General features: G+C 71.9%; 20 protein-coding genes and 1 pseudogene. 10 read left to right on the top strand and 11 right to left on the bottom strand.

What is annotated here, in order from left to right:
• Positions 1-27 precede the first annotated feature (27 nt).
• From HB370_RS30140 to sbnA, 7 genes are all read left to right on the top strand, one after another.
• Positions 28-1,227 carry a hypothetical protein gene (locus tag HB370_RS30140; RefSeq protein ID WP_030777563.1) on the top strand — a complete coding sequence of 400 codons (1,200 nt, stop codon included), beginning with the start codon at positions 28-30 and terminating at the stop codon, positions 1,225-1,227.
• Between the two features lie 10 nt (positions 1,228-1,237).
• Complete coding sequence (locus HB370_RS30135) at positions 1,238-1,831, top strand: hemerythrin domain-containing protein (protein WP_030777562.1); 594 nt, start codon at positions 1,238-1,240, stop codon at positions 1,829-1,831.
• A gap of 274 nt (positions 1,832-2,105) precedes the next feature.
• A complete protein-coding gene (locus tag HB370_RS30130; RefSeq protein ID WP_051815357.1) occupies positions 2,106-4,694 on the top strand; it encodes a Pls/PosA family non-ribosomal peptide synthetase in 2,589 nt (862 codons plus the stop codon).
• Between the two features lie 12 nt (positions 4,695-4,706).
• Positions 4,707-8,015: a non-ribosomal peptide synthetase gene (locus tag HB370_RS30125; RefSeq protein WP_030777559.1), complete on the top strand. Its 3,309-nt coding sequence runs from the start codon at positions 4,707-4,709 to the stop codon at positions 8,013-8,015.
• A 43-nt stretch (positions 8,016-8,058) separates the two neighbouring features.
• Positions 8,059-9,063, top strand: coding sequence for a TauD/TfdA family dioxygenase (locus tag HB370_RS30120; RefSeq protein WP_030777558.1), 1,005 nt, complete (start codon positions 8,059-8,061; stop codon positions 9,061-9,063).
• Complete coding sequence (sbnB, locus tag HB370_RS30115) at positions 9,060-10,130, top strand: 2,3-diaminopropionate biosynthesis protein SbnB (protein ID WP_030777557.1); 1,071 nt, start codon at positions 9,060-9,062, stop codon at positions 10,128-10,130. The genes HB370_RS30120 and sbnB overlap by 4 nt, the downstream gene beginning before the upstream one ends.
• 37 nt (positions 10,131-10,167) lie before the next feature.
• Complete coding sequence (sbnA, locus tag HB370_RS30110) at positions 10,168-11,193, top strand: 2,3-diaminopropionate biosynthesis protein SbnA (RefSeq protein WP_030777554.1); 1,026 nt, start codon at positions 10,168-10,170, stop codon at positions 11,191-11,193.
• Positions 11,194-11,208: 15 nt separating this feature from the next.
• Here the strand turns inward: sbnA and HB370_RS30105 are convergent, their stop codons facing one another.
• The 9 genes and pseudogenes from HB370_RS30105 to HB370_RS30065 all read right to left on the bottom strand — a co-directional run bounded on the left by HB370_RS30105 (position 11,209) and on the right by HB370_RS30065 (position 21,306).
• Positions 11,209-12,507: an MFS transporter gene (locus HB370_RS30105; protein WP_106980585.1), complete on the bottom strand. Its 1,299-nt coding sequence runs from the start codon at positions 12,505-12,507 to the stop codon at positions 11,209-11,211.
• A 38-nt stretch (positions 12,508-12,545) separates the two neighbouring features.
• Positions 12,546-12,905: pseudogene (locus HB370_RS30100) on the bottom strand (GNAT family N-acetyltransferase); the annotation flags it as partial.
• A complete protein-coding gene (locus tag HB370_RS30095; RefSeq protein ID WP_030777547.1) occupies positions 12,902-14,143 on the bottom strand; it encodes a type III PLP-dependent enzyme in 1,242 nt (413 codons plus the stop codon). The gene HB370_RS30095 and the pseudogene HB370_RS30100, both read right to left, overlap by 4 nt.
• Complete coding sequence (locus HB370_RS30090; protein ID WP_030777545.1) at positions 14,140-15,432, bottom strand: DUF6271 family protein; 1,293 nt, start codon at positions 15,430-15,432, stop codon at positions 14,140-14,142. Before HB370_RS30090 ends, HB370_RS30095 begins: the two co-directional genes overlap by 4 nt.
• Entirely contained in the window at positions 15,429-16,460 is a 1,032-nt protein-coding gene (locus HB370_RS30085; RefSeq protein WP_030777543.1) for a phytanoyl-CoA dioxygenase family protein, read from the bottom strand. The genes HB370_RS30090 and HB370_RS30085 overlap by 4 nt, the downstream gene beginning before the upstream one ends.
• 163 nt (positions 16,461-16,623) lie before the next feature.
• Positions 16,624-18,111, bottom strand: a complete 1,488-nt coding sequence (locus tag HB370_RS30080) for a glycoside hydrolase family 3 protein (protein WP_030777541.1) — start codon at positions 18,109-18,111, stop codon at positions 16,624-16,626.
• 7 nt (positions 18,112-18,118) lie between these two features.
• A complete protein-coding gene (locus HB370_RS30075; RefSeq protein ID WP_030777539.1) occupies positions 18,119-18,949 on the bottom strand; it encodes a carbohydrate ABC transporter permease in 831 nt (276 codons plus the stop codon).
• Positions 18,946-19,944 carry a sugar ABC transporter permease gene (locus tag HB370_RS30070; protein WP_030777537.1) on the bottom strand — a complete coding sequence of 333 codons (999 nt, stop codon included), beginning with the start codon at positions 19,942-19,944 and terminating at the stop codon, positions 18,946-18,948. Before HB370_RS30070 ends, HB370_RS30075 begins: the two co-directional genes overlap by 4 nt.
• Positions 19,945-20,049: 105 nt before the next feature.
• Positions 20,050-21,306: an extracellular solute-binding protein gene (locus HB370_RS30065; RefSeq protein WP_030777536.1), complete on the bottom strand. Its 1,257-nt coding sequence runs from the start codon at positions 21,304-21,306 to the stop codon at positions 20,050-20,052.
• Between the two features lie 303 nt (positions 21,307-21,609).
• On the opposite strand from HB370_RS30065, the gene HB370_RS30060 reads away from it, so the two are divergent.
• A complete protein-coding gene (locus HB370_RS30060; RefSeq protein WP_030777533.1) occupies positions 21,610-22,458 on the top strand; it encodes a GntR family transcriptional regulator in 849 nt (282 codons plus the stop codon).
• 686 nt (positions 22,459-23,144) lie between these two features.
• On the opposite strand, the gene HB370_RS30055 is transcribed toward HB370_RS30060, so the two are convergent.
• Positions 23,145-23,570: a DUF6299 family protein gene (locus tag HB370_RS30055; protein WP_030777532.1), complete on the bottom strand. Its 426-nt coding sequence runs from the start codon at positions 23,568-23,570 to the stop codon at positions 23,145-23,147.
• Positions 23,571-23,850: 280 nt separating this feature from the next.
• Here HB370_RS30055 and HB370_RS30050 point away from each other — a divergent pair, with 280 nt between their 5' ends.
• A complete protein-coding gene (locus tag HB370_RS30050; RefSeq protein WP_030777530.1) occupies positions 23,851-24,672 on the top strand; it encodes a PaaX family transcriptional regulator C-terminal domain-containing protein in 822 nt (273 codons plus the stop codon).
• Between the two features lie 141 nt (positions 24,673-24,813).
• Positions 24,814-25,299 (top strand): ATP-binding protein, encoded by a 486-nt coding sequence (locus tag HB370_RS30045; protein ID WP_051815417.1) that lies wholly within the window; start codon positions 24,814-24,816, stop codon positions 25,297-25,299.
• Here the strand turns inward: HB370_RS30045 and HB370_RS30040 are convergent.
• Positions 25,259-26,710, bottom strand: a complete 1,452-nt coding sequence (locus HB370_RS30040) for an amino acid permease (RefSeq protein WP_030777525.1) — start codon at positions 26,708-26,710, stop codon at positions 25,259-25,261. The two genes, HB370_RS30045 and HB370_RS30040, sit on opposite strands and share 41 nt — an antisense overlap.
• Positions 26,711-26,808: the final 98 nt, after the last annotated feature.

Genomic DNA, 26,808 nt, shown 5'->3' with positions numbered 1-26,808 from the left:
CCCCGAATCGTCACAGGAGTGGCCTCCATGACCTTCAACCCCCTGGAGCAGCGGGGCATCCCGCTGGACCGTCAGCTGCGCAACTGGCGTGAGCTGGACGTGCAGCCGATCGACCCCGACCGCTGTGACCCGTACACCCGGTGCCGCGTCATCACCATGAACGGCATCGAGGTGGAGGCGATCCTCTTCAGCCACCAGCTCGCCCGCAACACCGCCGACCCGGAGGTGAAGCGGCAGCTCGCCCGGACCCGCTACATCGAGGCCCAGCAGCAGAAGGTGGTCAACTGGCTGCTGCCCGGCGTGTCCTCGGTGCTGGAGACGACCATCGCCTACGAGCAGGTCGCGGTGGACCTGACGGCGTGGGTGGCGCGGATGGAGCCGGATCCGTATCTGAAGCAGGCGTACGAGTTCGGGGTCCTGGAGGACTTCGACCACCTGTACAGGTACGCGAACCTGTACGAGATGATCGAGCACCGCAAGGCCGAGTCGATCGTCGACAACCTCACCGAGGTCATGCCGGGCCGGCCCACGAAGTTCCATCACCGCGACCCGTACGACAACGTCCGCGACCCCTACGACAAGGCGGCCACGAGCCCGCTGTCGAAGCTGCACGCGCTGACGATCATGTCCGCGGAGCAGCAGACCATGAACTTCTACATGAACACCGGCCCCACCTACATGGAGCCGATCGCACGGCAGCTCTACCAGGAGATCGGGCTGATCGAGGAGGAGCACGTCACCCACTACGAGTCCCTGGTGGACCCCGGGGAGACCTGGTGGGAGCAGCTGGTCAACCACGAGTACAACGAGTGCTACCTCTACTACTCCTTCATGGAGCAGGAGAGCGATCCCAGGGTCAAGGCGATCTGGGAGCTGCACCTGAACATGGAGCTGGAGCACCTGCACACGGCCTGCGACCTGATGCGCCGCCACGACGGCCGGGAGCCGCAGGAGGTCCTCGCGCCCGAGCTGCCGCCCGTGCTCACCTTCGAGCCGAACAAGCAGTACCTGCGGCACCTGCTCGACACCCAGATGGACCTGACCACGCTCGGCGCCGGCTATGTGCGCGAGGCGCACGAGCGGTTCGAGAAGATGCAGGAGCGGATCAACGGCGGCGAGGAGCCGCCGAGCGAGCGGGTCATGGCGGAGCACGACCGGATGTTCGGCCGCGAGTACCGCGTCGAGTCCGAGGGCGAGCACCCCGACCCCCGTATGCGCGAGAAGTGAGGGAGCCGACATGTCCGAGCTGCACACTCCGCAGGCCGGTGACGACGGGGCGAAGGACACGGACGTGGTGGCGCTGCTGATGCGCCAGCACGGTGACATCCGGAACCTCTTCGACGAGGTCGAGGCCGCGACCGGGGACGAGCGGCGGGACGCGTTCCGGCGGCTGGTGCGGCTGCTGGCCGTGCACGAGACCGCCGAGGAGGAGGTCGTCCACCCCTTCGCCCGGCGCGCCCTGCCCGGCGGCGAGGACGTCGTCCGGGACCGGCTCGCGGAGGAACGGGCCGCCAAGGAGGCGCTGGCCGCGCTGGACGAGATGGACACCGACGACCCGGAGTTCCTGCCCCGGCTGGCGCGGCTGCGCACGGACGTCCAGGAGCACGCGCGGGCCGAGGAACGCTACGAGTTCACGCACATCCGGCGCAGCACCGACGTCACCAACCTCGCGGCCATGGCCAAGGCCGTCAAGGCCGCCGAGGCCATGGCGCCCACGCATCCGCACCCGGGGGTCGAGTCCGGGGCGAAGAACCTGGCGCTCGGGCCGGTGGCCGCGCTGATGGACCGCACCAAGGACCTGGTGCGCAAGGCCATGGGCAAGGACGGCTGACGGCCGTCCCGCCCGGGTGCGCGAGCCGGGGCCGGTCCCGTCGGGGGCCGGCCCCGGCCGTCGTTACTGCGTCCGGGGCCCGCCGATCGGGTGAACCCTGGGGCGCGGGAGGCATGAGGGGCCCGAGTGTGCGGTGCCGGGGCCGTTTTCCGGGGGCCGTGGCGGGCCTCGTTGAGTGGCAGGGTGCCGTCCGGCTCGCCAGACTGAAAACGGCGGTTCGTGATCGAAATGGATCCGGACGGCAAGGGCCATCCATACGTCCTCAGGAGATCGAATGGTGGAGCAGTCCTCCGAGGTCCCCATATCCGGGGCGGACGAAACCGCCGTCACCATGAGCGACACCGGCCCGGGCAGAGCGGAGACCGAGAGGAAACTCGCGGCGGCACTGGCCGAACTCGTGGAGGCCGACCACGTTCCGGCCGACAGCCACTTCTTCACCGATCTGGGCGCCAATTCCCTGGTCATGGCCCAGTTCTGCGCACGGCTGCGGAAAATACCGGACCTGCCCTCCCCCTCCATCCGGGACATCTACCGGCACCCCACGATCCGCGGCCTGGCCGAGGCCCTCGCACCGGCCTCCCCCGACGGCAGCGCCCCGGCGGCACCCGCGCCGGCGGCGGAAACGGCGTCGGAACCGGCCGCCGTGACCCCGGTGAACCCGCTTCATCACCGGTTGTGCGGGGCGTTCCAGCTGCTGGTCTTCCTGGTCTACTCGCTCGTCTACGGATACATAGCCGCCGGCGGATACGAGTGGATCTCCGAGGCTTCCGGACCGGGCGGCGTCTATCTGCGCTCGCTGGTGTTCGGAAGCATCGCGTTCGTTTCGCTGTGCGCCTTTCCGGTGCTCGCGAAATGGATTCTCGTCGGCCGGTGGAAACCGGGTGAGTTTCCCGTCTGGGGACTGGCGTACGCGCGTTTGTGGTTCGTGAAGGTGCTGCTGCACGCGAATCCGATGGTGTTCCTAGTCGGCACCCCGCTGTATGTGCTGTATCTGCGGGCCCTCGGCGCGCGGATCGGAAAAGGCGTCACGATCCTCTCCCGCTCGGTCCCGGTCTGCACCGACCTGCTGACCATCGGCGCCGGGACGCTGATCCGCAAGGACTCCTTCTTCCTGGGCTACCGGGCGCATGCCGGCCGGATCCAGACCGGCCGGGTCACGATCGGCCGGGACGCGTTCGTCGGCGAGAAGACCGTCCTGGACATCGACACCTCGCTGGGCGACGGCGCCCAGCTGGGCCACTCCTCCGCGCTGCACCGGGGCCAGGCGGTCCCGGACGGGGAGCGCTGGCACGGCTCCCCGGCGGAGCCCACCGACGTGGACCACGTACGGGTCCCGCCCGCCCGGTGCGGCACCCTGCGCCGGGCCTGGTTCGGCACCGTCACGCTGCTGCAACTGGTGTTCATCTACATCCCGATCGCCCTCGGCGGGGTGTACATGGTGTTCACCGGGATACCGGCGATCGGCAAACGGCTCGATCCTCAGACGGCCGTGCTGAGCCGGCCGGAGCTGATACCCGACGCGCTGGCCGTCTCCCTCGCCGTGTTCTTCGGCTTCGTCGGCGTGGGGCTGGTCGCCCTGTGCACGCTGCCCCGGCTGCTGGACCTGGTGGTCCGGCCCGACCGGGTCTATCCGCTGTACGGGCTGCACTACACGCTGCACCGGCTGGCCGCCCGCGTCACGAACATCAAGTTCTTCACCTGGCTGTTCGGCGACAGCTCGTACATCGTGTACTACCTCCGCAGACTCGGCTACGACCTGTCCCGCGTGGAGCAGACCGGGTCCAACTTCGGCACCGAGGTGCAGCACGAGACGCCGACCCTGGTCACCGTGGGCACCGGGACGATGGTGGCCGACGGGCTGTCGGTGGTGAACGCCGAGTACTCGGGTACGTCCTTCCGGCTGTCCCGGGTGACGATCGGGCCGCGCAACTTCCTGGGCAACAACATCGCCTATCCGGTCGGCGGGCGGACCGGCGAGAACTGTCTGCTCGCGACCAAGGTGCTGGTGCCGCTGGACGGCGAGGTGCGCACGAACGTCGGGCTGCTCGGCTCGCCGCCGTTCGAGATCCCCCGCTCGGTGGACCGCGACGCCCGGTTCGACCATCTGCGCACGGGCGAGGAACTGCGCCGCCACCTCTCCGCGAAGAACCGCTACAACCTGCTGTCGATGACGCTGATGCTGTTCGCGCGCTGGCTGCACGTCTTCCTGCTGACCCTGTTCGGCCTGGTCTCCGTCGAGCTGTACGGCGTGGCCGGTCAGGTGGTGATCGCCCTGTTCCTGGCGCTGACCCTGCTGATGACCACCGCGTACTACGTGCTGGTGGAACGCTGCATGACCAGGTTCCGCGCGCTGACGCCCCAGCTGTGCTCCATCTACGACCGGAACTTCTGGCTGCACGAGCGCCTGTGGAAGGTCCCGGTGCAGTACCTGAACATCTTCAACGGAACCCCCTACAAGAGCCTCGTGTGGCGGCTGCTGGGGGTGCGCATGGGCAAGCGGGTGTTCGACGACGGCTGCTTCATGACCGAGCGGACGCTCGCCGCCGTCGGAGACGAGTGCACCCTCAACGTGGGCAGCAAGATCCAGTGCCACTCGCAGGAGGACGGCACCTTCAAGTCCGACGGCATCACGCTCGGCGCCCGCTGCACGCTCGGCGTCGCCGCCCATGTGCACTACGGCGTGACCATGGGCGAGGGCTCGGTGCTGGCCCCCGACTCCTTCCTGATGAAGGGCGAGGAGGTCCCGCCGGGCGCCCACTGGGGCGGCAACCCGGCCGTGGACATGCCGGAGCCCGGCGGCGGGCCCCTCCCGCCGGACCTGGCCGAGAAGAAGACCGACGCCGCCGCTGCCGCCACCAGGTGAGGAAGGCCATCGATGGAAACGCGCGTGGAAGCCGACCGGGACCACTGGAGCCGTGTGCTGACCGCCGGCGGAGCGACCGCCGTGCCGCGCTGGACCGCGGAGCCGGTGCCGGGCGTGCGGGAGCAGGAGACGGCGGTCCCGGAGGAGGTGACGGCCGCGGTGCGCGCCCTGGTGCGGCGCTCCGGGCTCCCGCTGAGCGCGGTGCTGCTGGCGGCGCACGCCAAGGTGCTGGCCGCGCTGTCCGGCGAGCCGGAGGTGGTGACGGGGTACACCGCCGGGGTGCGCGGCGAGCCGCTGCCGTGCCGGCTGACCGTTCCGCCGGGGTCCTGGCGGGCGCTGGTGACGGCCGCCGAGCGGGCCGAGGCGGAGCTGCTGGCGCACCGTGAGTTCCCGGTGGCCGGGCTGCGCCGGGAGCTGGGCCTGACCGAGCCGCCGTACGAGGTGGTGTTCGGCCCCGAGGGCCCCGAGAGCGCCGAGAGCACGGGGAGTGCGGAGGGCGCCGACGAGGGGGTGCTGCACGTCCGCTGGTACGACCGGGGCGGGCGGCTGGTGCTGCGCCTGCGGTACCGCACCGACGTGCTGGACGCCGGTGCCGCCGCCCGGATCGGCGGCTACCACCTGAAGGCCCTGGCCCTGCTGGCGGCCGCCCCGGACGCCGACCACGGGCAGCAGAGCCTGCTGTCCCCCGAGGAGGTGCGCGAGCAGCTCCAGGGGCTGGCGGGACCGCACCGGGAGCTGCCGGACGCCCGCGCGCACGAGCTGTTCGAGCGGCGGGCGCGGGAGCACCCGGACCGGGTGGCCGCCGTGCACGGCGAGCGGGAGTGGACGTACGGGGAGCTGAACGCGCGGGCCAACCGGCTGGCGCACGCGCTGCTGGAGCGTGGTCTTGGCCCGGAGGACGTGGTCGCCGTCGTCACCGAGCGCGATCTGGACTGGCTGGCGGCGACGCTCGCGGTGTTCAAGGCGGGCGGCGTCTATCTGCCCGTCGAGCCGCACTTCCCGGCCGGCCGGATCGCGGCCATGCTGACCCGGGCGGACTGCCGGCTGGTGCTCACCGAGTCCGGCAGCACCGACAACCTCGACGAGGCGCTGGCCGCCGTACCGGGCGCCGAGAAGCTGCCGGTGGAGACGGCGTACGCGGAGCCGCACCCCGACACCGACCCCGGGCTGGCGATCGAGCCCGGCCGGCTGGCGTACATCTACTTCACTTCCGGCTCCACGGGGGAGCCGAAGGGGGCGATGTGCGAGCACGCGGGCCTGCTCAACCACCTGTACGCCAAGATCGACGACCTGGGGATCGGCGAGGGGTCGGTGGTGGCGCAGACGGCGCCGCAGTGCTTCGACATCTCGCTGTGGCAGCTGCTGTCCGCGCTGCTGACCGGCGGCCGGACGCTGCTGGTCGGCCAGGACGTGATCACGGACGTGGAGCGGTTCGTGGACACGCTGGTGCGCGGCCGGGTCGCCGTGGCCCAGCTGGTGCCCTCCTACCTGGAGGTCGTGGTCTCGTACCTGGAGCGGCGTCCGCGCGCGCTGCCGGACCTGCGGTGCGTGTCGGTGACCGGGGAGGCGCTGAAGCGGGAGCTGACCCAGCGCTGGTTCGCGCTCCAGCCGGGGATCCGGCTGCTCAACGCCTACGGGCTGACCGAGACCTCGGACGACACCAACCACGAGGTGCTGGACGGCGTGCCGGACCGGGTGCTGCTGGGCCGCGCGGTGCACAACGTCCGCGTCTATGTCGTGGACGAGCACCTGTCGCTGGTGCCACTGGGCGCCCCGGGGCTGATCGCGTTCTCCGGCGTGTGCGTGGGCCGGGGGTACGTGAACGACCCGGAGCGGACCCGGGAGGCGTACCGGACGGACCCGTACCACCCCGGTGCGCGGCTGTATCTGGGCGGTGACCTGGGCCGCTGGCACCCGGGCGGCAAGCTGGAGTTCCTCGGCCGCCGGGACAACCAGGTCAAGATCCGGGGCTTCCGCATCGAGATCGGCGAGATCGAGAACACCCTGCTGCGGGTGGCCGGGGTACGCGACGGCGCGGTGGTCGTCGCCGAGCGAGGCGGCGGGAACAAGCATCTGATCGCCTTCCACACCGGCCGGCGGATCCCGCCGGAGACGCTGCGCGAGGAACTCGCGGCGGCGCTGCCCTCCTACATGGTGCCCTCGGTCTTCCACTGGCGGGAGAGCCTTCCGCTGACCGGCAACGGCAAGACCGACCGCAAGGCGCTGACCGCGCTGGCCGAGCGGACCGGGCAGGCCGAACAGGCCCTGGGTGCCGTGGGGGCCGCCCCGGCGGACCGCGCCGCCGGGGACGGGCAGGCGCTCGGGCCGACCGAGCGGCGGCTGGCGGCGGTCTGGGCGCAGCTGCTGGGCGTGCCCGAGGAACGGATCGGCCGCACGGCCCACTTCTTCGACTCCGGGGGCACCTCCCTGACGGCCGTCAAGCTCAGCGTCGCGCTGGACCGGGCGGTGTCGCTGAAGGACATCACCCGCCATCCGGTCCTCGCCGACCTGGCCGCCGTCCTCGACGGGGCCGGCCGGTCCCGCCCGGAGCTGCTGCAACCGCTGTCGGAGCCGGACGGCACCCCGGAGTGCGCGCTGGTGTGCTTCCCGTACGCGGGCGGCAACGCGGTCAACTACCGCCCGATGGCGGCGGCGCTGGCCGGCAGCGGCCTTGCGGTGCTCGCCGTCGATCCGCCCGGGCACGATCTGGCCGGCGAACGCGAACCCTTCGCGCCGATCACCGAGGTGGCCGAGCGGGTCGCCGCCGAGATCACGGCGCTCGGTCCGACCCGGGTCATGCTGTGGGGGCACTCCTCGGGCGCCGCCCCGGCCCTGGAGACGGCCCGCAGGCTCCAGGAGCGGGGGGTACGGGTGACCCGGGTGTTCCTCGGCGCGCAGCTGCTGGGCACCGCCGCCGGGCGCGGCGCCGCCGTGGCCGAACTGTCCCGCAGCAGTGACGCGGAGATCGCGGCGCGGCTGGCCGCGGACAGCGGCTACACCGAGCTCGCCGAACTGAACGAGCGGCACGCCGAGCGCATCGGCGCCGCCTACCGGCACGACTGTGTGTCCGCGCACCGCTATCTGCTAGCGGCGCTCGCCTCCCCGCCGCCGGACAGGCTGGCCGCGCCGGTGACGGTGGTCGTGGCCGCCGACGACCCGCACACGGCCGGCTACGCCGAACGCCACCGGGACTGGCGGCTGCTGGCCGACCACGTCGACCTGCACGAACTGCCCGACGGCGGCCACTACTTCCCGCGCACGCGCCCGGACGGGGCGGCGCGGGCCGTCCTGACCGCGGCCGTGCCGCTGGCCTCCACCTGAGGGCCCGTCCCCCATGCGACGGGCGACCGGAAAGGAAACCGAGATGCCGTCCTCATCCCTGGCAGCACCGCTCGACGTGGAGCTGCGGCCGGACCGACCAGCGATGCTGCGCGTCGCTCCGCCGGGCGACCCCGCCGACTGGGCGGCCGAGCACCGCGAGGCGCTGCGCGCACAGGTCACCGAGCACGGCGCGCTGCTCGTGCGCGGCCTCGGTCTGACGGACGCCGAGCAGGTCGGTGCCGTCCTGACCCGGCTGGCGGGCGAGCCGATGACGGAGGCGGAGGCGTTCGCGCCGCGCGAGGCCGCCGGCCCGGGGCTGTACACCTCCACGCCGTGGCCGGCCAACCAGCCGATGTGCATGCACCACGAGCTGAGCTACCGGCTGCGGGTGCCCGGTCTGATGCTGTTCGCGTGCCTGACCCCGCCCGAGTCGGGCGGGGCGACCGCGGTGGCCGACGCCGAGGAGGTCCTCAAGGCGCTGCCCGCCGACCTGGCGCGACGGTTCGAGCAGGAGGGCTGGCTGCTGACCCGCAGCTACAACGACGAGATCGGGGCGTCCCTGGAGGAGTCCTTCGGCACCGCCGACCGCGCCGCGATCGAGGCCTACTGCCGGGCCAACGCCATCGACTTCACCTGGCTCGCCGACGGTTCGCTGCGCACCCGGCAGCGCCGCGCCGCCGTCGTCCGGCACCCGCTGACGGGCCGCCGCTGCTGGTTCAACCAGATCGCCTTCCTCAACGAGTGGACGCTCGCCCCGGAGGTCCGCGAGTACCTGGTGGACGAGTACGGCCCGGACGGTCTGCCGTTCAACACCTGCTACAGCGACGGCGCCCCGATCGGCGCGGACATCGTCGAGCGCCTGAACGCCACGTACGAGGAGCACACCCGGCGCGAACCCTGGCAGGCCGGTGACCTGCTGCTGGTGGACAACATCCGCAGCGCGCACAGCCGGGAGCCGTTCACCGGCGAGCGGCGGATCCTGGTCGGCATGGCCGAGCCCCGGCAGGTGGCCGACGGCTCCTTCACCCCGGAGGCGAGCGGACGATGACCGACGTACTGCCCCACACCGCCCGCGCGGCCGAGTCCGGCCCGCCGTCCGTGCCGACGTTCGCCGTGATCCCCGGCGAGCAGGTGAAGAAGGCCCTGGAAGGGACCGAGAGACAGGTGGTGGAGCTGGTCGAGGCCACCTACCGGCTGCACGGCGCCGGGGAGTCGGTGAACCCGCCGTCGTACTTCCTGCGCTTCCCCGACCGTCCCAGCTCCCGGATCATCGCGCTGCCGGCGTCCATCGGCGGGTCCGTGCGCGTGGACGGGCTGAAGTGGATCTCCAGTTTCCCGGAGAACGTGGACTCCGGGCTGCCCCGGGCGTCGGCCGTGCTCATCCTCAACGACCACGACACCGGCTACCCGTTCGCCTGCCTGGAGAGTTCCATCATCAGCGCGACCCGGACCGCCGCGTCCGCCGCACTGGCCGCGGACTGGCTCAGCCGCGAGCGGCCCCGGCCGGCCCGGGTCGGTTTCTGCGGCACCGGCCTGATCGCCCGGTACATCCACACCTTCCTGGCCCGCACCGGCTGGTCCTTCGAGGCGATCGGCGTGCACGACGTGTCACCCGCCAGCACCGAGGGCTTCTGCGGCTATCTGCGGCAGACCGGGGCCACCGAGCCGGTCACCGTCCACGACAGCGCGGAGGGCCTGATCCGCTCCAGCGACCTGGTGGTGTTCGCCACCGTCGCCGGCCGGCCGCACGTCACGACCCCGGCCTGGTTCGACCACAACCCGCTGGTGCTGCACATCTCGCTGCGCGACCTCGCCCCCGAGGTCCTGCTCGCCTCGGCCAACTTCGTGGACGACGTGGAGCACTGCCTGAAGGCGGACACCTCCCCGCACCTGGTCGAGCAGCGCACCGGCAACCGCGACTTCCTCAACGGCACCCTCAACGACGTGCTGCTGGGCCGGGCCGCGCCGCCGCGCGACCAGCCGGTGATCTTCTCGCCCTTCGGCCTCGGCGTCCTCGACCTCGCCGTGGGCAAGTACGTCTACGACCAGGTCGCCCGGGCGGGCCGACTCCGCCTCGTCGACGACTTCTTCCACGACCTGCGCCGGTACGGCTGAGGCCGTTTCCCCCGGCCCTGGCAACAGGAGGCCCGCCGTGCCCGTGATCTCCGCTCCCCAAGCGTTCAACGAAGGGAGTCTCTTCGTCGATCTGGAGTCGATATTCGGATACCGCCTCTACCTCAAGTGCGAGGGCTTCAATTTCGCCGGCTCCATCAAGCTGAAGGCCGCGAACGAGATGGTGGAGAGCGCCGAGCGGGACGGGAGCCTGAAGCCGGACTCCGTCCTCGTCGAGTCCTCCTCCGGCAACCTGGGCGTCGCGCTCAGCATGATCGCCGCGAGCAAGGGTTACCGGTTCCTGTGCGTGACGGACCCCCGGTGCAACCTGTCGACCAAGCTGCTGATGGAGGCCCTCGGCAGTCATGTGCACGTGGTGACCGACCTGGACGAGAACGGCGGTTTCCTGGGCACCCGGCTGGAGTACCTGCGTTCGCTGTGCGCGTCGGACGACCGGTACGTGTGGCTGAGCCAGTACACCAACGCCGGCAACTGGCGGGCGCACTACCGCACCACCGCGCCGGAGATCGCCGGTCACTTCCCGGGACTTGACGTGCTGTTCGTCGGGACCGGCACCGCCGGGACCCTGATGGGCTGCGCGCGCTGGTTCCGCGAGTGGCACCGGCCGGTGCGGATCGTCGCCGTGGACAGCGCGGGCTCGGTGGCGTTCGGCGGCCCGCCCGGCCGCCGGATGATCCCCGGCCTGGGCATGAGCATGCGCCCGCCGCTGCTGGACGAGTCCTACGTCGACGAGGTGATCCGGGTGGAGGAGGCGGACACCATCCGCACCTGCCACCGGCTGGCCCGGCGGGGCTTCCTGTTCGGCGGCTCCACCGGGACGGTGGTCAGCGCGGCGACGGAGTGGCTGGCCCGGCAGGACGCCCGGGAGCTGACCGCGGTGGCCATCGCCCCCGACCTCGGCGAGCGCTACCTGGACACCGTGTACCAGACCAACTGGCTCCAGGACCTGTACGGCGAGCAGCTGCTGGACTCGGCCGGGCTGCCGCCCCCGGCCTGGGACGACGACCCGGCACCCCGGGCACCGGGCCGTCGTCACAGACCGTGAGCGCTCCGGTTCCGCTCAGGTCGTCTCGGCGAGCGCGCCGGTCCGGGCCCGCCACGGGATCCGGAACGCGGTCGCCGTGACGATCAGGGCGCAGACCGCCACCGTGGCCATGCCCAGGGTGAGGTTCGCCGCGCTCGCCACGAAGCCGATCAGGGCCGGGCCGCCCAGCAGCCCGGTGGTGCCCATCGCGGCGACCAGGGCGAGGGCGTCCGAGCCGTGTCCGGCCGCCGCCACGTACACGCACGGCGTGACGGCGGCGGCGCCGAGGCCGACGCAGGCGAAGCCGAGCAGCGTGGGGACCACTCCCCCGGCGAGCAGGGCGAGGGCCAGGCCGACGGCGGCCACCGCGCTGCCGGTGCGCACCACCGCGCCGTCGCCCCAGCGGGTGCGCCAGCGGTCCGCGCACACCCGGGCCAGCAGCATCATCACGGAGACGACCGCGATGCCGAGCGGCGCGACGCTCGCCGGCGCCCGGACGACGTCCTTCAGGTAGAGCGTCGACCAGTCGTTCATCGCGCCCTCGGTGATGGTGCCGAACGCCATGGCACAGCCCATGAGCAGGGTCGTACCGGACGGCAGCCCGCGCCGGGCCCTGGGCTTCTTCCCGTTCCCGTCGGCCGGGACCGGCTCCTCGTGCGCGAGCAGGCCCGGCCGGGCGCCGCCGAGCAGGAGCAGCAACAGCGCGCCGGCGACGGCGAAGTGGGCCGGTACGGACCCGGTCAGCGCGGTGACACCGGAGGCCAGCAGGGCGGCGGCGAGCAGCCCGGCGCTGAAGGTGGCGTGCAGCTGGGACATGGCGGTGCGGTCGTACGCCTTCTCCAGCGCGGCGCCTTGCGCGTTCATGGCCACGTTGAGACAGCCGACCGCGACCCCGTCGGCGGCCACGGCGAGCAGCGCCAGCGGGTAATCGGGTACGACGGACAGGGCGGCCAGTACGGCGATCAGGGCGGCGCCGGACACCAGGGACAGCAGCCGGGAGCCGAGCCGCCGCATCAGCACGGCGACCAGCGGGAAGGAGACCGCCGCGCCCGCCCCGCAGGCCATCAGCAGCAGCCCCACCTCGCCGGCGCCGAGGTCCAGCCGGGTCTTCAGCGCGGGCAGGCGGGCGATCCAGGTGCCGTACTGGAAGCCGAGGAAGCAGAACAGCGCGGCGATCGACCACTTGGCGCGCGCGAAGGACCCGGCGGGCATCACACCGCCTCCCGGAGCGACCGGGCCGGGGCGGTCACCGGCGCCGACATGTAGACCGCGCCCCGGCCGTACTCCGGCGGGACTTGGGCCGACGGGTGGGCGCGGTAGCCGCGGGCGCGCCAGAACGCCTCCTTGTCGCCGACGGCGACGAGCGAGACGGTGGTGAAGCCGCGCGCCCGGGCCGTCTCGGTCAGGTGGCGCACCAGCCGGGTGCCGAGCCCCCGGCGGCGCAGCGGGGCGCTGACCACGATGTCGTGCAGGTGCAGGTTGGCGGTGTCGTGGACGGCCGGTTCCGGGCTGCCCAGCGCGGGGCAGCGGAACCGGGGGTAGGGCAGGGCGAGGACGTAGCCGGCGGGCCGGCCGTCGCGTTCCAGGACGAAGCAGGTGCCGGCCGAGGCGCGGGCCCGGGAGCGCAGCGCCTCCTCGCCCTCGGTGAGGGAGAGGTCCGCGTACGCCTCGCTCTCCAGGGCGGCCAGCCGGGGCCAGTCGGCCTCGGTGATGCCCCGTAGACGGTCGTTCATGTCAGTGGGAGTCCTTCCGGGCCGCGTACGCACACGCACGGCAGCGGGCGGATGCCGTTGAAGCCCTGGGTCGTGTAACTGGGGGCGTAGGCACCGGCGGAGAGGATCCACACCGGGTCGCCGGAGGCGAGGGTCCGGGGGACGGACGCCGGGTGCCGGCCGCCGCCGTAGGCGTCGTCGCCGTCGCAGGTGGGGCCCGCGACGATGGCGGGCACGTGCTCGTCGGTCTCCCGGCCGGGGAAGACCAGCGGGTGGGTCACCTGGTCCATCTCGTACAGGCCGTTGAACTTGCCCGCGCTCAGGTACAGCCAGCGGGCGGGCCGGCCGTCCGGCCCGGTCCGCTCGGTCAGCCGCACCACGTGCGCCCGGACCGCGCCGTGGTCGGCGACCAGGTGCCGGCCCGGCTCCAGGACGAACCGCAGCGGGGCGGCCGCCAGGCCGTTCAGGTGCTCCATGCCCTCGCGGAGCACGGTGAGGATCTTGTCCAGCGGCGGGTCGAGCGGGGTGCCGCGCCGGTCCAGGTAACCGAGCGCGGGCAGGCCGCCGCCGAGGTTGACGTGGTCGGGTACGATCCCCCGCCCGGCCAGCGCGAGCAGTGTCCCGGCGAGTGTGTCCAGGGCCTGCTGCCATGCCTCGCCGGTCATCTGCTGGGAGCCGACGTGCACGGAGAGCCCGGCCGGGACGAGACCGGCCGAGCGGGCGGCGGCCATGATCCGTACGGCGTCTTCCGGGTCGCAGCCGAACTTGCGGTTCAGGCCCCACAGGGCGCCCTGGCCGCTGGTGGCCAGCCGGCAGAACACACGGGCGCCGGGGGCGTTCTCGGCGATCGCGGTGACGTCTTCGAGGCTGTCGGTGGCGAACGTGCGGACACCCAGGCGGTGGGCTGCGGCGATGTCGTGGTCGGACTTGATGGTGTTGCCGTAGTGGATGCGGTGGGGCCGCGCCCCGGCCTGGAGTGCCTGTCGGATTTCGGCTGGGCTCGCGGTGTCGAAACCGGCGCCGCGGTCCGCCAGGCAGCGGAGGACTTCGTCCACTGGGCAGGCCTTGAGGGCGAAGCAGACGTCCGTGCCGGGCAACTCGCTGAGCAGGGTGTCGTATTGGTGCTCTATGCCGGTGAGGTCGTAGCGGATGTGGTCGGTTGTGGGTGCGCCTACGGATGTGCCCGGGAGTGTTGTGTCGCGGGTACGGGTGATCTGTGGCTTGTCGCGCCGTTCCCCGCGCCCCTTCAGGGCGCTCATGTGCGGGCCGCTTCCATCAGTGCCGGCCATGCCTCGGTCAGGAAGGCGAAGTCCTCCATGTCCCTTGCCGCCTGGTCCAGCAACTCGTCGCGCTCTTCGGCCAGTTGGTCGGCGAACTTCGTGTATCTGCCGCCCAGTTTGCGGTACGCCGTGTCCACTCGGTCCAGGCGCCAGATGTTCTCGGTGCGGTCCAGGGTGGTGCTCTCGCGCACGAGCCGTGCCACCCGGTCGGGGCGGACCCGGTGGTCGGCGTCGAGCAGGCCGGCGGCACCCTCCGCGGCCATGCGGTCGTAGACGTGGTGGAAGTGGAGCATCGACAGCAGGAACTTCACGAACCGCCGCTGGTAGGCGGGGAAGCCGGTGTCGGTACGGCGTTCGGGGGTGTGGAAGTTCTCGATGTGGCGGTTGTGCAGGATGCCGGGCAGGCCCGCGTCGTGGACGAGGTGGAGGAGGAAGTAGTCGCTGCCGATGGTGTCGGTGGCGGGCGGCAGCGGGACCCGCTCGTACACCGCCCGGTCGAAGGCGATGTTGCACATGTCGACGCGCATGGGGTCGACCACGGTGAGGGTCGAGTGGTCGTCGGTGAAGGGGTCGGTGCCGGCGCCCGTGAAGGACTCCTCGACCAGCGCGCGGCGGCGGTCCTCGGGCCAGTCGCCGGGCGCCCAGAGGCCGACGACGTCGTGGTAGACGGCCTCGTCCAGGCGTCGTATCTCCGCGATGTCGACGGAGAGTTCGCCGATGAAGGAGGCGCCGGCCAGGGCGACCGGACGGTGGGCCAGCGCCGGGTCGAGGTCGGTGCGGGTGACCGTCGCCGTAGCCTCGGTGGCGGGGCGGCCGAGCCAGGGCAGTTCGTGGTGGACGGGGAACACCGGTTCGCCGGCGTGGACCTGGTAGGTGCTGTCGGAGTCCCTGCGGTGCACGGAGTGGCAGCCCAGGGAGGCGGCCAGCAGGAAGGCGCGGTTGGTGCAGGCGCCGTAGGAGACGGCGGGCGGGAGCATGAGGTCGAGCAGCCGGTCCGGCTCGGGCAGTCCGGAGCGGGTGATCGTCCGGCGCAGCCAGGCGCGTTGGCGTTCCTCGTCGAGGTGGTGGACGGTCACGCCCGGCTGCGGGGCCAGGGCCGCGACGGTGTCCGCGTGGGCGGCCCGGGTGCGGGCGTCGGCGGAGTCCAGGATCAGCAGTTGGACGTCGGCGCCGAAGTTCCGTACCGCGTGGGCGGCTTCCGCGTGCAGGGCGGTGAGGGTGGCGGAGCAGGCGCGGTTGGTGGGCAGGGCGAGGCAGACGCGGTTCACCGGTCGCCTTCCCCGGTGGTCCAGGAGTCGAGCCCCAGCAGCCTGCGCCCCAGGCCGTTCAGTTCGGCGGGGCCGTAGCGGAGGGCTTCCGGGGTGCGGGCGTCGCCGAGCAGGGTGGCGTTCCAGTCGGGGGTCTCCAAGGTGCGCCAGGAGTGCACGCGGGAGTCGCGCAGCGCGGTGTGTTCCTCCAGGGCGGGCATCATCGACAGGTACTGGACGGCCCGGACAGCGTTGTCAGAGAGGTTGGGCGCCACTCCGTGGGCGAGCATCCCGTTGAAGATCAGCAGGTCGCCGGGCTGGAGGTCGGGGCGGACCACCGGGAACTCGGCGCGGTCGATCGCGGGGCGGACCGGGTCGCGGCCGGGCGGCTGGGCGAGCCGCCACTCCTCGAAGCGGCGGAAGAGTTCCGGCGCGCACTGGAAGCCGCCGAGTTCGGGCCGGGTGTCGGTGAGCGCGATGATGCCCTGGACGCGCTGCGGCAGCACGGCGCGGGTGGAGTCGACGTCCCAGTGCAGCTCGATGTCGAAGCCCTCGTCGGTGGGTTCGATCAGGGACCGCGAACGTGTGCGGACGTTGGGCGGGTTGAGGTTGAGCCGGTCCAGGGTGACCCACAGCTCGGGGCTGTCCCAGACGTCCACGAAGGCGTCGTAGACCCGCCGGCTTTGCCGGCTGTCCCAGATCAGCTGGTGGTGGTATGCCTCGACGAAGCCGTAGATGTACAGGTGGCGGTCGAGTTCGGAGCGGAACTCGGGCTCCTCGTACCAGGTGTCGGGGCGGTCGGGGTCGAGTCCCTGGAACTCCCACGCGAAGTCGAGCAGGGCCTTGGCCTCGCCGGGGGTGATGGCCTCACGGACGACGACGTAGCCGTAGGTCTGCCAGAACGCGAAGTCGTCCTCGGACAGTACGCGCAGCGGCTCGGTCTTCTCCAGGTCGCGCAGCGGGGTCGGGGCGAGGTAGGTCTCGCCGTCGGCGCTGAAGTAGGGGCGGCCGGTCGCCGCTCGGTGGAGGTAGGGGGTGGGCTCGTGCATGTGTTCACACTCCGGGGTGATCGGGACGACAACACCTGCGGGTCGGACGTGAGACATGTGCCGGTGGCATACGTCAGGGCGTGAAAAGGCCACCGGTTCACGGAGGAAGCACGGAGAAGGTGGCCGCCCGCCGGGGAGGGGCGGGCGGCCGGGAGGGAAGAGGTCAGCCGGCCAGGACGGCCTCGGCGGCGGCCACTCCGCAGACGCGGGCGGCGCCGTAGGTGGCGAGGTGCAGGGCACCGCGCGGCGGGGCCTGCGGCAGGCCCATCTCGACCACGACGGTGTCGGGCCGGGCGGCGAGCAGGGTGTCGAGCGCGGCGCGCATCCAGGGGTGCCGGTGTTCGTCGCGGACGACGGCGACGATCCGGCGTCCGCCGGCCGCAACGAGGGCGGCGGCTCCGGCGTCGTCGCCGGTGAAGGTCCCGGAGTCGCTGCCGGGCAGCAGCCGCTCCAGCTCGGCGGCGACGCCCCAGGGGGTCTCGTGGCCGACGGCGATGTTCGGGGCCGGGTTGAACCGGGCGATGTACACCGGCCCGGTGACCGGTGCGGCGGCGCCGGTGCGGGTCACGGTCACCGCGCGGCGGGCCGCGACCAGGCCGATCTCCGGGTCGGGCGTGGTCCGCGCGGCATCCTCGCGGTGCGCGGCGGTCCAGGCGGCCAGGTCGCGCACCCGGGCGGCGGCGTCGGCGAGCCGTTCCTCGGGCAGTTCGCCGGAGCGCACGGCCGCGACGAGCGCGTCCCGCATGCCGAGCACGGTGCCCTCGTCGCACAGTCCGCCGCCCACGCAGATGGCGTCGGCGCCGGCCGCGATCGCGAGGACCACGCCCTGGTTGAGGCCGTAGGTGGCGGAGATGGCGCGCATCTCGATGCCGTCGGTGACGATCAGGCCCTGGTAGCCCAGTTCGCCGCGCAGCAGATCGGTGAGGATGCGCGGGGACAGGGTGCCGGGGCGGTCCGGGTCGAGGGCCGGCACCAGGATGTGGGCGCTCATGATGGCCCGGGTGCCGGCGGCGATGGCCGCGCGGAACGGGGGCAGTTCGCGCTCGTAGAGGGTGTCGGCGTCGACGTCGATGCGGGGGACGGCGTGGTGGGAGTCGACGTTGGTGTCGCCGTGCCCGGGGAAGTGCTTGGTGCAGGCGGCGACGCCGGAGGACTGCAGGCCCTCGACCCAGGCGGCGGTGTGCCGGGCGACCAGGTCGGGGCTCGTGCCGAAGGAGCGGACGCCGATGACCGGGTTGTCGGGGTTGGCGTTGACGTCGGCGGAGGGCGCCCAGTCGAAGGTGACGCCGCAGGCGGCCAGGCGGCGGCCCAGTTCGCGGGCGACGGACCGGGTCAGGCCGGGGTCGTCCACGGCGCCGAGGGCGTGGTTGCCGGGGAAGGCGGAGCCGGTGCGCACGTCGAGGCGGGTGACGTCGCCGCTCTCCTCGTCGATGGCGACGAGCAGGTCGTCCCGGCCGGCGCGCAGTTGCGCGGTGAGCGCGGTGACCTGCTCCTCGCTGACGACGTTGCGGCCGAACAGGGCGACGGAGGCCAGGCCCTCGTCGATGCGGCGGCGCACCCAGTCGGGGGCGGTGGTGCCGTCGAAGCCGGGCTGGAGCACCGCGAGGGCGTTGCGGGTGAGGGTGTCGGTGCCGGGGGCGATGATGGTCATCGGGGCGTCATCCCTTCACGGCGCCGTCGGTCAGACCGCTGACAGCCTTGCGTTGCAGGAAGATGAAGAGGATCAGGATGGGCAGCGCGAAGAGCGACGAGGCGGCCATGGTGGCGCCCCAGTCGTCGCCGAAGGCGGTCTGGAACTGCGACAGCCACAGCGGCAGGGTCTGCTTCTCGGCGGACTTGTTGAGGATCAGGACGAGCGGGAACTCGTTCCAGGCGGTGATGAAGCCGAACAGCGAGGTCGCCATCAGGCCGGGCGCGAGCAGCGGGAAGATCACCTTGATGAAGGCCTGCGGGCGGGTGCACCCGTCGACCATCGCCGACTCCTCCAGCTCCTTGGGCACGGCGGCGATGTAGCCGCGCAGCGTCAGGATGGTCAGCGGCAGCACCATCATGGTGTAGAAGGCGGTGAGCGGGACCAGGCTGTCCAGCATGTCGTTGTCCCGCACGATCATGTACATGGCGATGATGAGGACTTCCCAGGGAGCCATCTGCGCCAGCATGAACGTCACGATGAGACCGCGCCGGCCCTTGAACCGCATCCGGGTCAGGGCGAAGGCCGCGAGCAGGGCGATGACGAGCGAGAACGCGACCGACAACAGCGTGACGGTGACCGAGTTGAGGACCAGGGTCCAGAAGTGGTCGGCGTCGACGGCCGTCTTGAAGTGCTCCAGGGTGGCGTCGGTCGGGAACCACACCGGGTCGTCGGCGATGATGTCGCCGGTCGGCTTGAACGCCGTGGCGAACATCCAGTACACGGGGAACGCGAAGCCGACGAAGAGGACGACGGCGGTCGCGTTGGGCCAGATACGGCCGAAGAGCGAGCGCTTCACAGCTCGTCCTCCTCTTGCTTGAGCACCATGCGCAGGTAGTACGAGGTGATGACGAGCAGGACCGCGATGGTCAGGAAGGAGATCGCCGCGCCGAGCCCGAAGTGCTGGTTGCCGACACCCTCCACGAAGGCGTAGATCGGCAGGGTCTCGGTGAGGTGGTCCGGGCCGCCCTCGTTCATCGCGAAGATCTGCGGGAACGCCTTGAAGATCCAGATGACTTCGAGGAACGTCGTGGCGTACAGGAACGGCCGCAGGAAGGGCAGGGTCACGGAGGTGAAGCCCTTCCAGGTGCCGGCGCCGTCCAGGGCGGCGGCCTCGTACAGTTCCCGGGGGATCGTGGTGGTGGCGGCGTAGAGGTTGATCGCCACGAAGGGGACGGACTGCCACACGAGCAGCAGGGTGACCACGGCGAAGGTGGAGAACTGGGTCTCCAGCCAGTTGTGGTCGGCCATGGAGTGCCAGCCGAGCTTGTCCAGCACCCAGTTGACGACGCCGAAGCGCTGGGCGAACAGCCACTTGTAGACGGTGGTGGCCGCGATGACCGGCATGGCCCAGGCGAGCACCAGGCCGAACAGGAGCAGCAGCCGCATCCGCTTGCCGAGCCGGGCCAGCAGCAGCCCGATCAGCGTGCCGATCACCATGATCAGCGTGACGTTGACGGCGGTGAAGACCACGGAGCGCTCGACGACCCGCCAGAACTCCCCGGCGGTCAGCACCTCCTGGTAGTTGTCGACGCCGTTCCACTCGGTGAGGTGCTGGATGAGCTGGCGCGGGTTGAGGTTCTGGAACGACAGCATGCCGTTCTTGACGAGCGGCCAGCCGAGCAGCACCAGGGTGGCCGCCAGCGCGGGCAGCAGGAGCAGGTAGGGGGCGGCGGCGCGGCGCCGGGACGGGGCCCCGGAGGTGCGGTCGTCACCTCTCGGCGAGGCCGGCACCCGGGCCTTGCGGACAGCGGGCTCCCCGGCCGTGTCCGTGCCTTCGGTCTGCACTGACATGAGTTGCCATCTCTTCCGTGGCCGTACGAAACACCGTGGCCGTACCCGTGGCACGGCCAAGGCGTGGGCCGGGGGTGCCGTCTGGTGGCACCCCCGGCGCGGTGATCAGTTCTGCTGGGCCAGGCGCTTGTTGATCTCGTCCTCGACCTGCTTGGCGGCCTGTGCCGGGGACTTACCGTTCAGCACGGACGTCATGTAGGACTTGATCGGGTTGGGGTTGTTCTCCACCGCGCCCCACTCGGGGATCAGCGGGGTGGTGCCGCCGACCGCGGCGCCGGGGGCGATGGCCTCCGCGACCAGGTTGCCCTTCAGGTTGGACTCCAGCGCCTTCTTGTTCGGGATGACGCCGTTGAGCTTGGCCAGCTGGCCCTCGTACTGGTCGGACAGGGCGATCCTCAGGAACTCCTTGGCCAGCTCCTGCTTCTTGCTGCCCGCCGCGACGGCGAGGTTGGAACCGCCGAGGAAGACGCTCTCGGGCTTGTCGGCGCTCTCGCCGGGGATGGGGAAGTAGCCGAGGTCCTTCTCGATGGCCTTGTTGGCGTTGACCGCGGTGGCGGCCTCCCAGCCCATGCCGATGAACGCGCCGGTCTTGCCCTTGGCGAACACCTCGGCCTGCTGCGGGGTGGCCTCGTCCTTGTCCTTGGGGGCCTTGGAGTAGGAGGCGTACTTCTTGTAGATCTCCATGGCCTTGGCGACCTTGGGGTCGTCCAGGTTGGAGACGTACTTGTCGCCCTGCTTCTTCACCAGGTCGGCGCCCTGGCCGATGGTCAGGCCGTCGAAGAAGTACCAGTTCTGGCCGGGCAGGTAGATCGGCTCGGCGTCGGTCTTCTTGTCGATGGTCTCCAGGTCCTTGAAGAACTCGTCCCGCGTCTTGGGGACGTCCTTGATGCCGGCCTGGGCCCAGATCTTCTTGTTGTAGATGACCACGCGGCTGGTGAAGTACCAGGGCGCGGCGTACTGCTTGCCGTCGTAGACGGAGGACTGCGAGACCGACGGCGTCCAGTCGGCGCCGATCTCCTTCTTCAGGTCCTCCAGTTCGGCGAGGCCGCCGGTGGCCGCGTACGCCGGGGTCTGGGTGTTGCCGACCTCGATGACGTCCGGCGGGGTGGACTCGGAGAGGGCGGTGGTGATCTTCTGCTGGATCCCGTCCCACTTCTGGGTCTCGAACTTCACCTTGGCGCCGGTCTTCTTCTCGAAGGCGGCCGAGACGTCCTTGACCCACTGGTCCGGGGTGGAGCCGTCCATCGCCCAGACGGTGAGCGTCTGGCCCGCGTTGCCCTCGTCGCCGTCGTCCCCGCCGCACGCCGACACGGAGACCATCATGCCCGCGATCACGATCGCGGCCGCAAGCTTGCGCTTCACGCCACCCTCCTCAGGGATGCCACTAACCCCCCACGCCCTCGGCGGTGACCTGCGGTACGACGCTGTTGCACGTAGGGCTCGGGACCTGGCCACTAATGGTGTAGACCAGTACGGTGGAGCTTGGCCTAGACCTTTTGGAGTGTCAAGGGTGGTTCGACAAGCCGGTCCCGGCCGTTACGAGAAAGTCACCGGAGTGCGTCCCTCCGCGTTCCGTCCCTTTCGCCCGGAGCGTTCAGTTGGACTAGACCATACGGGAGTTGGTCGCTATAACGGGAGCCCATCGACACAGCCGGGAAGGCAGGCATGACCACCGACGTCAGCAGCGCCCATCCGCACCCGGGGGCGCCCGGCCGCACCGCGCGCGTGCCGAAGTACTACCGGATCAAGCAGCAGCTCCTGACGATGGCCGAAGCGCTGCAACCCGGCTCGGCCATGCCCGCCGAACGGCTGCTCGCGGTGCGGTTCGACACCTCCCGGACCACCGTGCGGCAGGCCCTGCAGGAACTCGTCGGCGAGGGCCGGCTCGACCGGATCCAGGGCAAGGGCACCTTCGTGGCCCAGCCCAAGCTGTACCGCACCCTCCAACTCACCTCGCACACCGAGGACATGCGGGCCCAGGGCCTCACCCCGGCCTCGCAGATGCTGGACATCGGGGAGGTGCCGGCCGACGAGCGGCTGGCGGGCCTGCTCGGCATCGGGATCGGCGAACGGGTGCTGCGCATCGAGCGGCTGCGGCTGGCCAGCGGCGACCCGATGGCGATCGAGACGACCCACCTGTCCGTACGGCGCTTCCCCGGCCTGCGCCACTCGCTGGCCACCTACCCGTCGCTGTACACGGCGCTCGCCGAGGTCTACGGCGTCCATCTGGCCGAGGCGGACGAGACCATCGAGACCGCGCTGTCCACCCCGCGCGAGGCACAGTTGCTGGCCACCGACGTGGGGCTGCCGATGCTGCTGCTGTCCCGGCACTCGCGGGACGCGCAGGGCACCCCGGTGGAGTGGGTGCGCTCGGTCTACCGCGGCTCCCGCTACAAGTTCGTCGCCGCCCTGCGCCGGCCGGGCGGCACGGTCGTCCGACGCACGACGGCCCCGCCGGCCCTGGACGACCCGGGAACCGGCGGGGAGCGGGCCACGGCCCTGGACGGACTGTGAACGGACGGGGAGCGGACGACGGCTGTGAACCGTCAGGGCGCGGGCCACGGCTGTGAACGGACCGGAAGCGGACGACAGCTGTGAACGGACGGGAAGCGCACGACGGCGGTGAACCCACAAGGCGCGGGCCACGGCCGTGAACCGACGGCAAGCAGACGACAGCTGTGAACGGACGGGAAGCGCACGACGGCGGTGAACCCACAAGGCGCGGGCCACGGCCGTGAACCGACGGCAAGCAGACGACAGCTGTGAACGGACGGGAAGCGCACGACGGCGGTGAACCCACAAGGCGCGGGCCACGGCCGTGAACCGGCGGCGAGCGGACTACAGCCCGGACGAACGTCAACCGGCAGCGAGCCGGTGACAGCCCGGACAGACCGCTGACCGGCGCGAAGCCGACGACAGCCCGGGCAGAACGTCAACCGGCAGGGTCGGGCGTCACCGCCGAACGGGCTGTGAGCCGGCGGGGCGAGCACCGGCAGCCGGGGCGAAACGGCCCCCGCACCGCGGGGAGCGCGTGAGCCCCGCCGGGCCGGGACGGGTCCTGACCCCACGGGGCACGCTGCCGGCCGCCCGCCCCGACAGGCTCCGAACCGGCGAAGTGAACGCCGGCCGCCGACCTGAACCGGCGGGGGCTCGTCAGCACCGCCGGACCCGGGCAGACGCCGAACCCGGCGGAGCCCGTGTCAGCCCTGGACGAGGGTGATGTCCCGGTCCGTCTGCGCGTGGAAGACCGGCAGCGGGACGATGCCCGAGGGGCGCAGTTCCAGGACGGTGGCCTGCACCCGCGCCGCCCCCGGCCGCAGCGTCTGCCCGTAGGGCTTGCCGGAGTTCTGCCAGCGGTGCTCGACGCCGTCGCAGCGGGCGGAGCTGCCGCCGATGCCCTGCTGGCGGACGGTGCCCTGGCTGACCGAGGAACCGATGAACGCGGGCCCGGTGGCGCCGGTGCAGCGGTAGGTGCCGGAGAGCGTGACCGTGCCGTCGGCCGCGATCCGGCCGGTCGGGTCGACGGTGATGTACTCGCCGGGCGCGGCGGCGGCCGGAGCGGCGGTCGCGCCCAGCAGGGCCGCGGCACCGAGGGCGGCGGCGAGGAGGGAACGGCGGACGGGCATGGGTACCTCCCGGTGTACAGGGGTTCGAGGCCTCCACTGGTACCGGTCGGCCGGGTCCGCGGACGTGACCGTCACCCCTACGGTGGCGCGTCCATGCTCCTGACGGTTGTGCGGGGCGCACACGGCCGGGCTCAGGGCAGTACGGCGAACCCGTCCGCCGGCCGTCACCGGACTCCCGCGCCGCCGTGGCGTACGACTCCTGCCCCGCACGGCCACCGGCAAGGTGCGGCGGTTCCTGCTGCGTACCGGTGGTGACCAGCCATGATGCCGACGACCTAAAATGATCAACGTGTCCGAGCAGCACGTCCCCAGGTCCCTCATCGTCACGCTCTACGGCGCGTACGGCCGCTCACTGCCCGGTCCGGTGCCCGTCGCCGAGCTGATCCGGCTCCTGGCCGCGGTCGGCGTGGACGCGCCCTCCGTACGCTCCTCGGTGTCCCGGCTCAAGCGGCGCGGTCTGCTGCTGCCGGCCCGCACGGAGTCCGGCGCGGCCGGATACGAACTGTCCCCCGAGGCCCGCCAGTTGCTGGACGACGGCGACCGGCGCGTCTACGCGGCCGCGCCCTCGGCGGACGAGGGCTGGGTGCTCGCGGTGTTCTCGGTCCCGGAGTCGGAGCGGCAGAAGCGGCACGTGCTGCGCTCCCGGCTGGCCGGCCTGGGCTTCGGCACCGCCGCGCCGGGGGTGTGGATCGCCCCGGCCCGGCTGTACGAGGAGACGGAGCACACCCTGCGCCGGCTGCGGCTGGACCCGTACGTGGACTTCTTCCGCGGCGAGCACCTGGGTTTCGCACCCACGGCCGAGGCGGTGGCCCGCTGGTGGGACCTGGCCGCGATCGCCAAGGAGCACGAGCGCTTCCTGGACGCGCACGCGCCGGTGCTGCGGGCCTGGTCCCGCCGCCCGGACACCCCGCCCGAGGAGGCGTACCGCGACTACCTCCTCGCCCTCGACTCCTGGCGCCACCTCCCCTACACCGACCCGGGCCTGCCCACCCAGCTGCTGCCGCCCGACTGGCCCGGCGTCCGTTCGGCGGAGGTCTTCCGGGGCCTGCACGAACGCCTGCGGGACGCGGGGGCCCGGTTCGTGGGTCTGCCGGCGCGGTAGGGGGCGGACCAGGGCACACAGGTCGGTACGGCCCGCCAGGACGTGAAGTCGTCACCGGTCTGTGAACATCGTCACGATGGCGCGACAGAAACGGGGCGACCGACCGGCCCGGCGACGGCCGTGTCCCGCCGGGCCCGTACCATGCCTGGAGTCGGACAGCAGGACAGCCTGCTCCATGAAGGACTCGCCGTGCACGAACCCCCCGCCGAATCGGCCTCCTGGCGCATCGCGCTGCCGCACACCGCGGCGGCGGTGCCCGTGGCGCGCGCCCTGGTGCGCACGGCCCTCACCGAGGTCGAGCACGTGACCGACTGCGACACGGCCGAGCTGCTGACCGCCGAGCTGGTGGCCAACGCGGTGGAGCACACCGCCGGGCGCGGCCCGATAGAGCTGGTGGTGGAGTTGCGGCCGACCGACTGCCAGGTCGAGGTGCACGACCCGGACCCGGCGCCGCCCGGCCGGCTGACCGCGCCGGTGATCGAGGAGCCCGATGTGTGGCAGGAGGGCGGGCGCGGGCTGCTGCTGATCCGCGCCCTCAGCTCCTCCTGCGGTCACCGCCCCACCCCCTCGGGCAAGGCGGTGTGGTTCAGACTGCCTGTGGTTCCCGCTCGGCCGCGGCCGGCGTGACCTCACCGGCCGGGGCCGCACCGGCCAGCGTGGAGTGCCGGCGGCCGTAGAGGACGTAGAGCGCGAGGCCCGCCGCGAGGAACACGGCGAACTGGATCCAGGTGTGCCAGCCGGTCTCCCACATCAGGTACAGGCAGAAGCCGATGCCGAGCAGCGGGGCCACCGGATACAGCGGCACCCGGAAGCTGCGGTCGAGGCCCGGTTCGCGGCGGCGCAGGGCCAGCACGGTGACGTTGACGACGGCCATGATGGCGAGGGTGCCGATGGTGCACAGGTTCATCACGGCGTCCAGCGAGGCGAAGGCCGCCGGGAGCGCGAAGACGACGGCGACGATCAGCGTGCCGGCGACCGGCGTGGAGGTCTTCGGGCTGACCTTCTCGAAGACGCGCGGGATCAGGCCGTCCCGGGACATCGACATCAGGATGCGGGTCTGGCCGTACATCACGGCGAGGACCACGGAGGCGATGGCGACGACCGCGCCGAAGGCGATGACACCGCCGCCGACGGCGGAGCCGGTGACCTCGTTGACGACGTAGGACAGGGCGGCGGGGCGGCCGGCGACCTGGTCGCCGCCGATGGCGCCGATCGCGGCGAGCGCGACCGCGCAGTACAGCAGGGTCACGATGCCCATGCAGACCATGATCGCGACGGGGATGTGCCGGCGCGGGTTCTTCGCCTCCTCGCCGGCCGTGGTGATCGCGTCGAAGCCGATGTACGAGAAGAAGGCCGCGGTGGTGCCCGCGCCGATGCCGCCGAGGCCGGCCGGGGAGAACGGGGTGAGGTTGCCGTCCTTGAAGGCGCTGTAGCCGATGGCGCAGAAGGCGAGCAGGATCGCGAGCTTGACCGCGGCCATGGCGGCGGTCGCCCCGGCGCTCTCCCGCACCCCGCGCATCAGCAGCGCCGAGGCCATGGCGATGACGATCACGGCCGGCAGGTTGATCACGCCGCCGTCGCCGGGGCCCGCGGACAGGGCGGCCGGGAGCTGGAGGCCGGTGAGGCTGTGCAGCAGCTCGTTGACGTACTGGCTCCAGCCGACCGCGACGGCCGAGATGGAGACGCCGTACTCCAGCAGCAGGCACCAGCCGACGAGGAAGGCGGTGGACTCGCCGAGGCCGGCGTAGGCGAAGGAGTACGAGGAGCCGGAGACCGGGATGGCGCCGCCCAGCTCGGCGAAGGAGAAGGCGGTGAAGACGCAGGTGAGGGCCGCGAGGACGAAGGAGACGACGACGGCCGGGCCGGCCTGGGCGACCGAGTCGGACAGTCCGACGAAGATGCCGGTGCCGACGATGGCGCCGACGCCGAAGCAGATGAGCTGGAAGAGGCCCATGGTGCGCTTCAGGCCGTGTCCTTCGCGGTCGGCGCCGGATTCGGCGACGAGCAGACGCGGGGACTTGATGCGGGGAGCGGGCATGCCGGTGGTGCTCGATTCTGGTGGTGCGGGCGGCCGTGGTGGGGCCGCGGCGACGGCCACGGAAGGGGTGGTTCCGGGCCGCCGGTCAGGATAATGCC

The organism is Streptomyces sp. DSM 40868 (assembly GCF_011820545.1).
Lineage (GTDB): Bacteria > Actinomycetota > Actinomycetes > Streptomycetales > Streptomycetaceae > Streptomyces > Streptomyces eurythermus.
The sequence above is the reverse complement of the archived record's forward strand: the minus strand, read 5'-3'. Positions and strand labels throughout refer to the sequence as shown.

Coding starts and splice junctions, on each gene's coding strand:
- HB370_RS30140 (WP_030777563.1), top strand. CDS start 28: ATGACCTTCAACCCCCTGGAGCAGCGGGGCATCCCGCTGGACCGTCAG.
- HB370_RS30135 (WP_030777562.1), top strand. CDS start 1,238: ATGTCCGAGCTGCACACTCCGCAGGCCGGTGACGACGGGGCGAAGGAC.
- HB370_RS30130 (WP_051815357.1), top strand. CDS start 2,106: ATGGTGGAGCAGTCCTCCGAGGTCCCCATATCCGGGGCGGACGAAACC.
- HB370_RS30125 (WP_030777559.1), top strand. CDS start 4,707: ATGGAAACGCGCGTGGAAGCCGACCGGGACCACTGGAGCCGTGTGCTG.
- HB370_RS30120 (WP_030777558.1), top strand. CDS start 8,059: ATGCCGTCCTCATCCCTGGCAGCACCGCTCGACGTGGAGCTGCGGCCG.
- sbnB (WP_030777557.1), top strand. CDS start 9,060: ATGACCGACGTACTGCCCCACACCGCCCGCGCGGCCGAGTCCGGCCCG.
- HB370_RS30095 (WP_030777547.1), bottom strand. CDS start 14,143: ATGAGCGCCCTGAAGGGGCGCGGGGAACGGCGCGACAAGCCACAGATC.
- HB370_RS30085 (WP_030777543.1), bottom strand. CDS start 16,460: ATGCACGAGCCCACCCCCTACCTCCACCGAGCGGCGACCGGCCGCCCC.
- HB370_RS30080 (WP_030777541.1), bottom strand. CDS start 18,111: ATGACCATCATCGCCCCCGGCACCGACACCCTCACCCGCAACGCCCTC.
- HB370_RS30070 (WP_030777537.1), bottom strand. CDS start 19,944: ATGTCAGTGCAGACCGAAGGCACGGACACGGCCGGGGAGCCCGCTGTC.
- HB370_RS30060 (WP_030777533.1), top strand. CDS start 21,610: ATGACCACCGACGTCAGCAGCGCCCATCCGCACCCGGGGGCGCCCGGC.
- HB370_RS30055 (WP_030777532.1), bottom strand. CDS start 23,570: ATGCCCGTCCGCCGTTCCCTCCTCGCCGCCGCCCTCGGTGCCGCGGCC.
- HB370_RS30050 (WP_030777530.1), top strand. CDS start 23,851: ATGATCAACGTGTCCGAGCAGCACGTCCCCAGGTCCCTCATCGTCACG.
- HB370_RS30045 (WP_051815417.1), top strand. CDS start 24,814: ATGCCTGGAGTCGGACAGCAGGACAGCCTGCTCCATGAAGGACTCGCC.
- HB370_RS30040 (WP_030777525.1), bottom strand. CDS start 26,710: ATGCCCGCTCCCCGCATCAAGTCCCCGCGTCTGCTCGTCGCCGAATCC.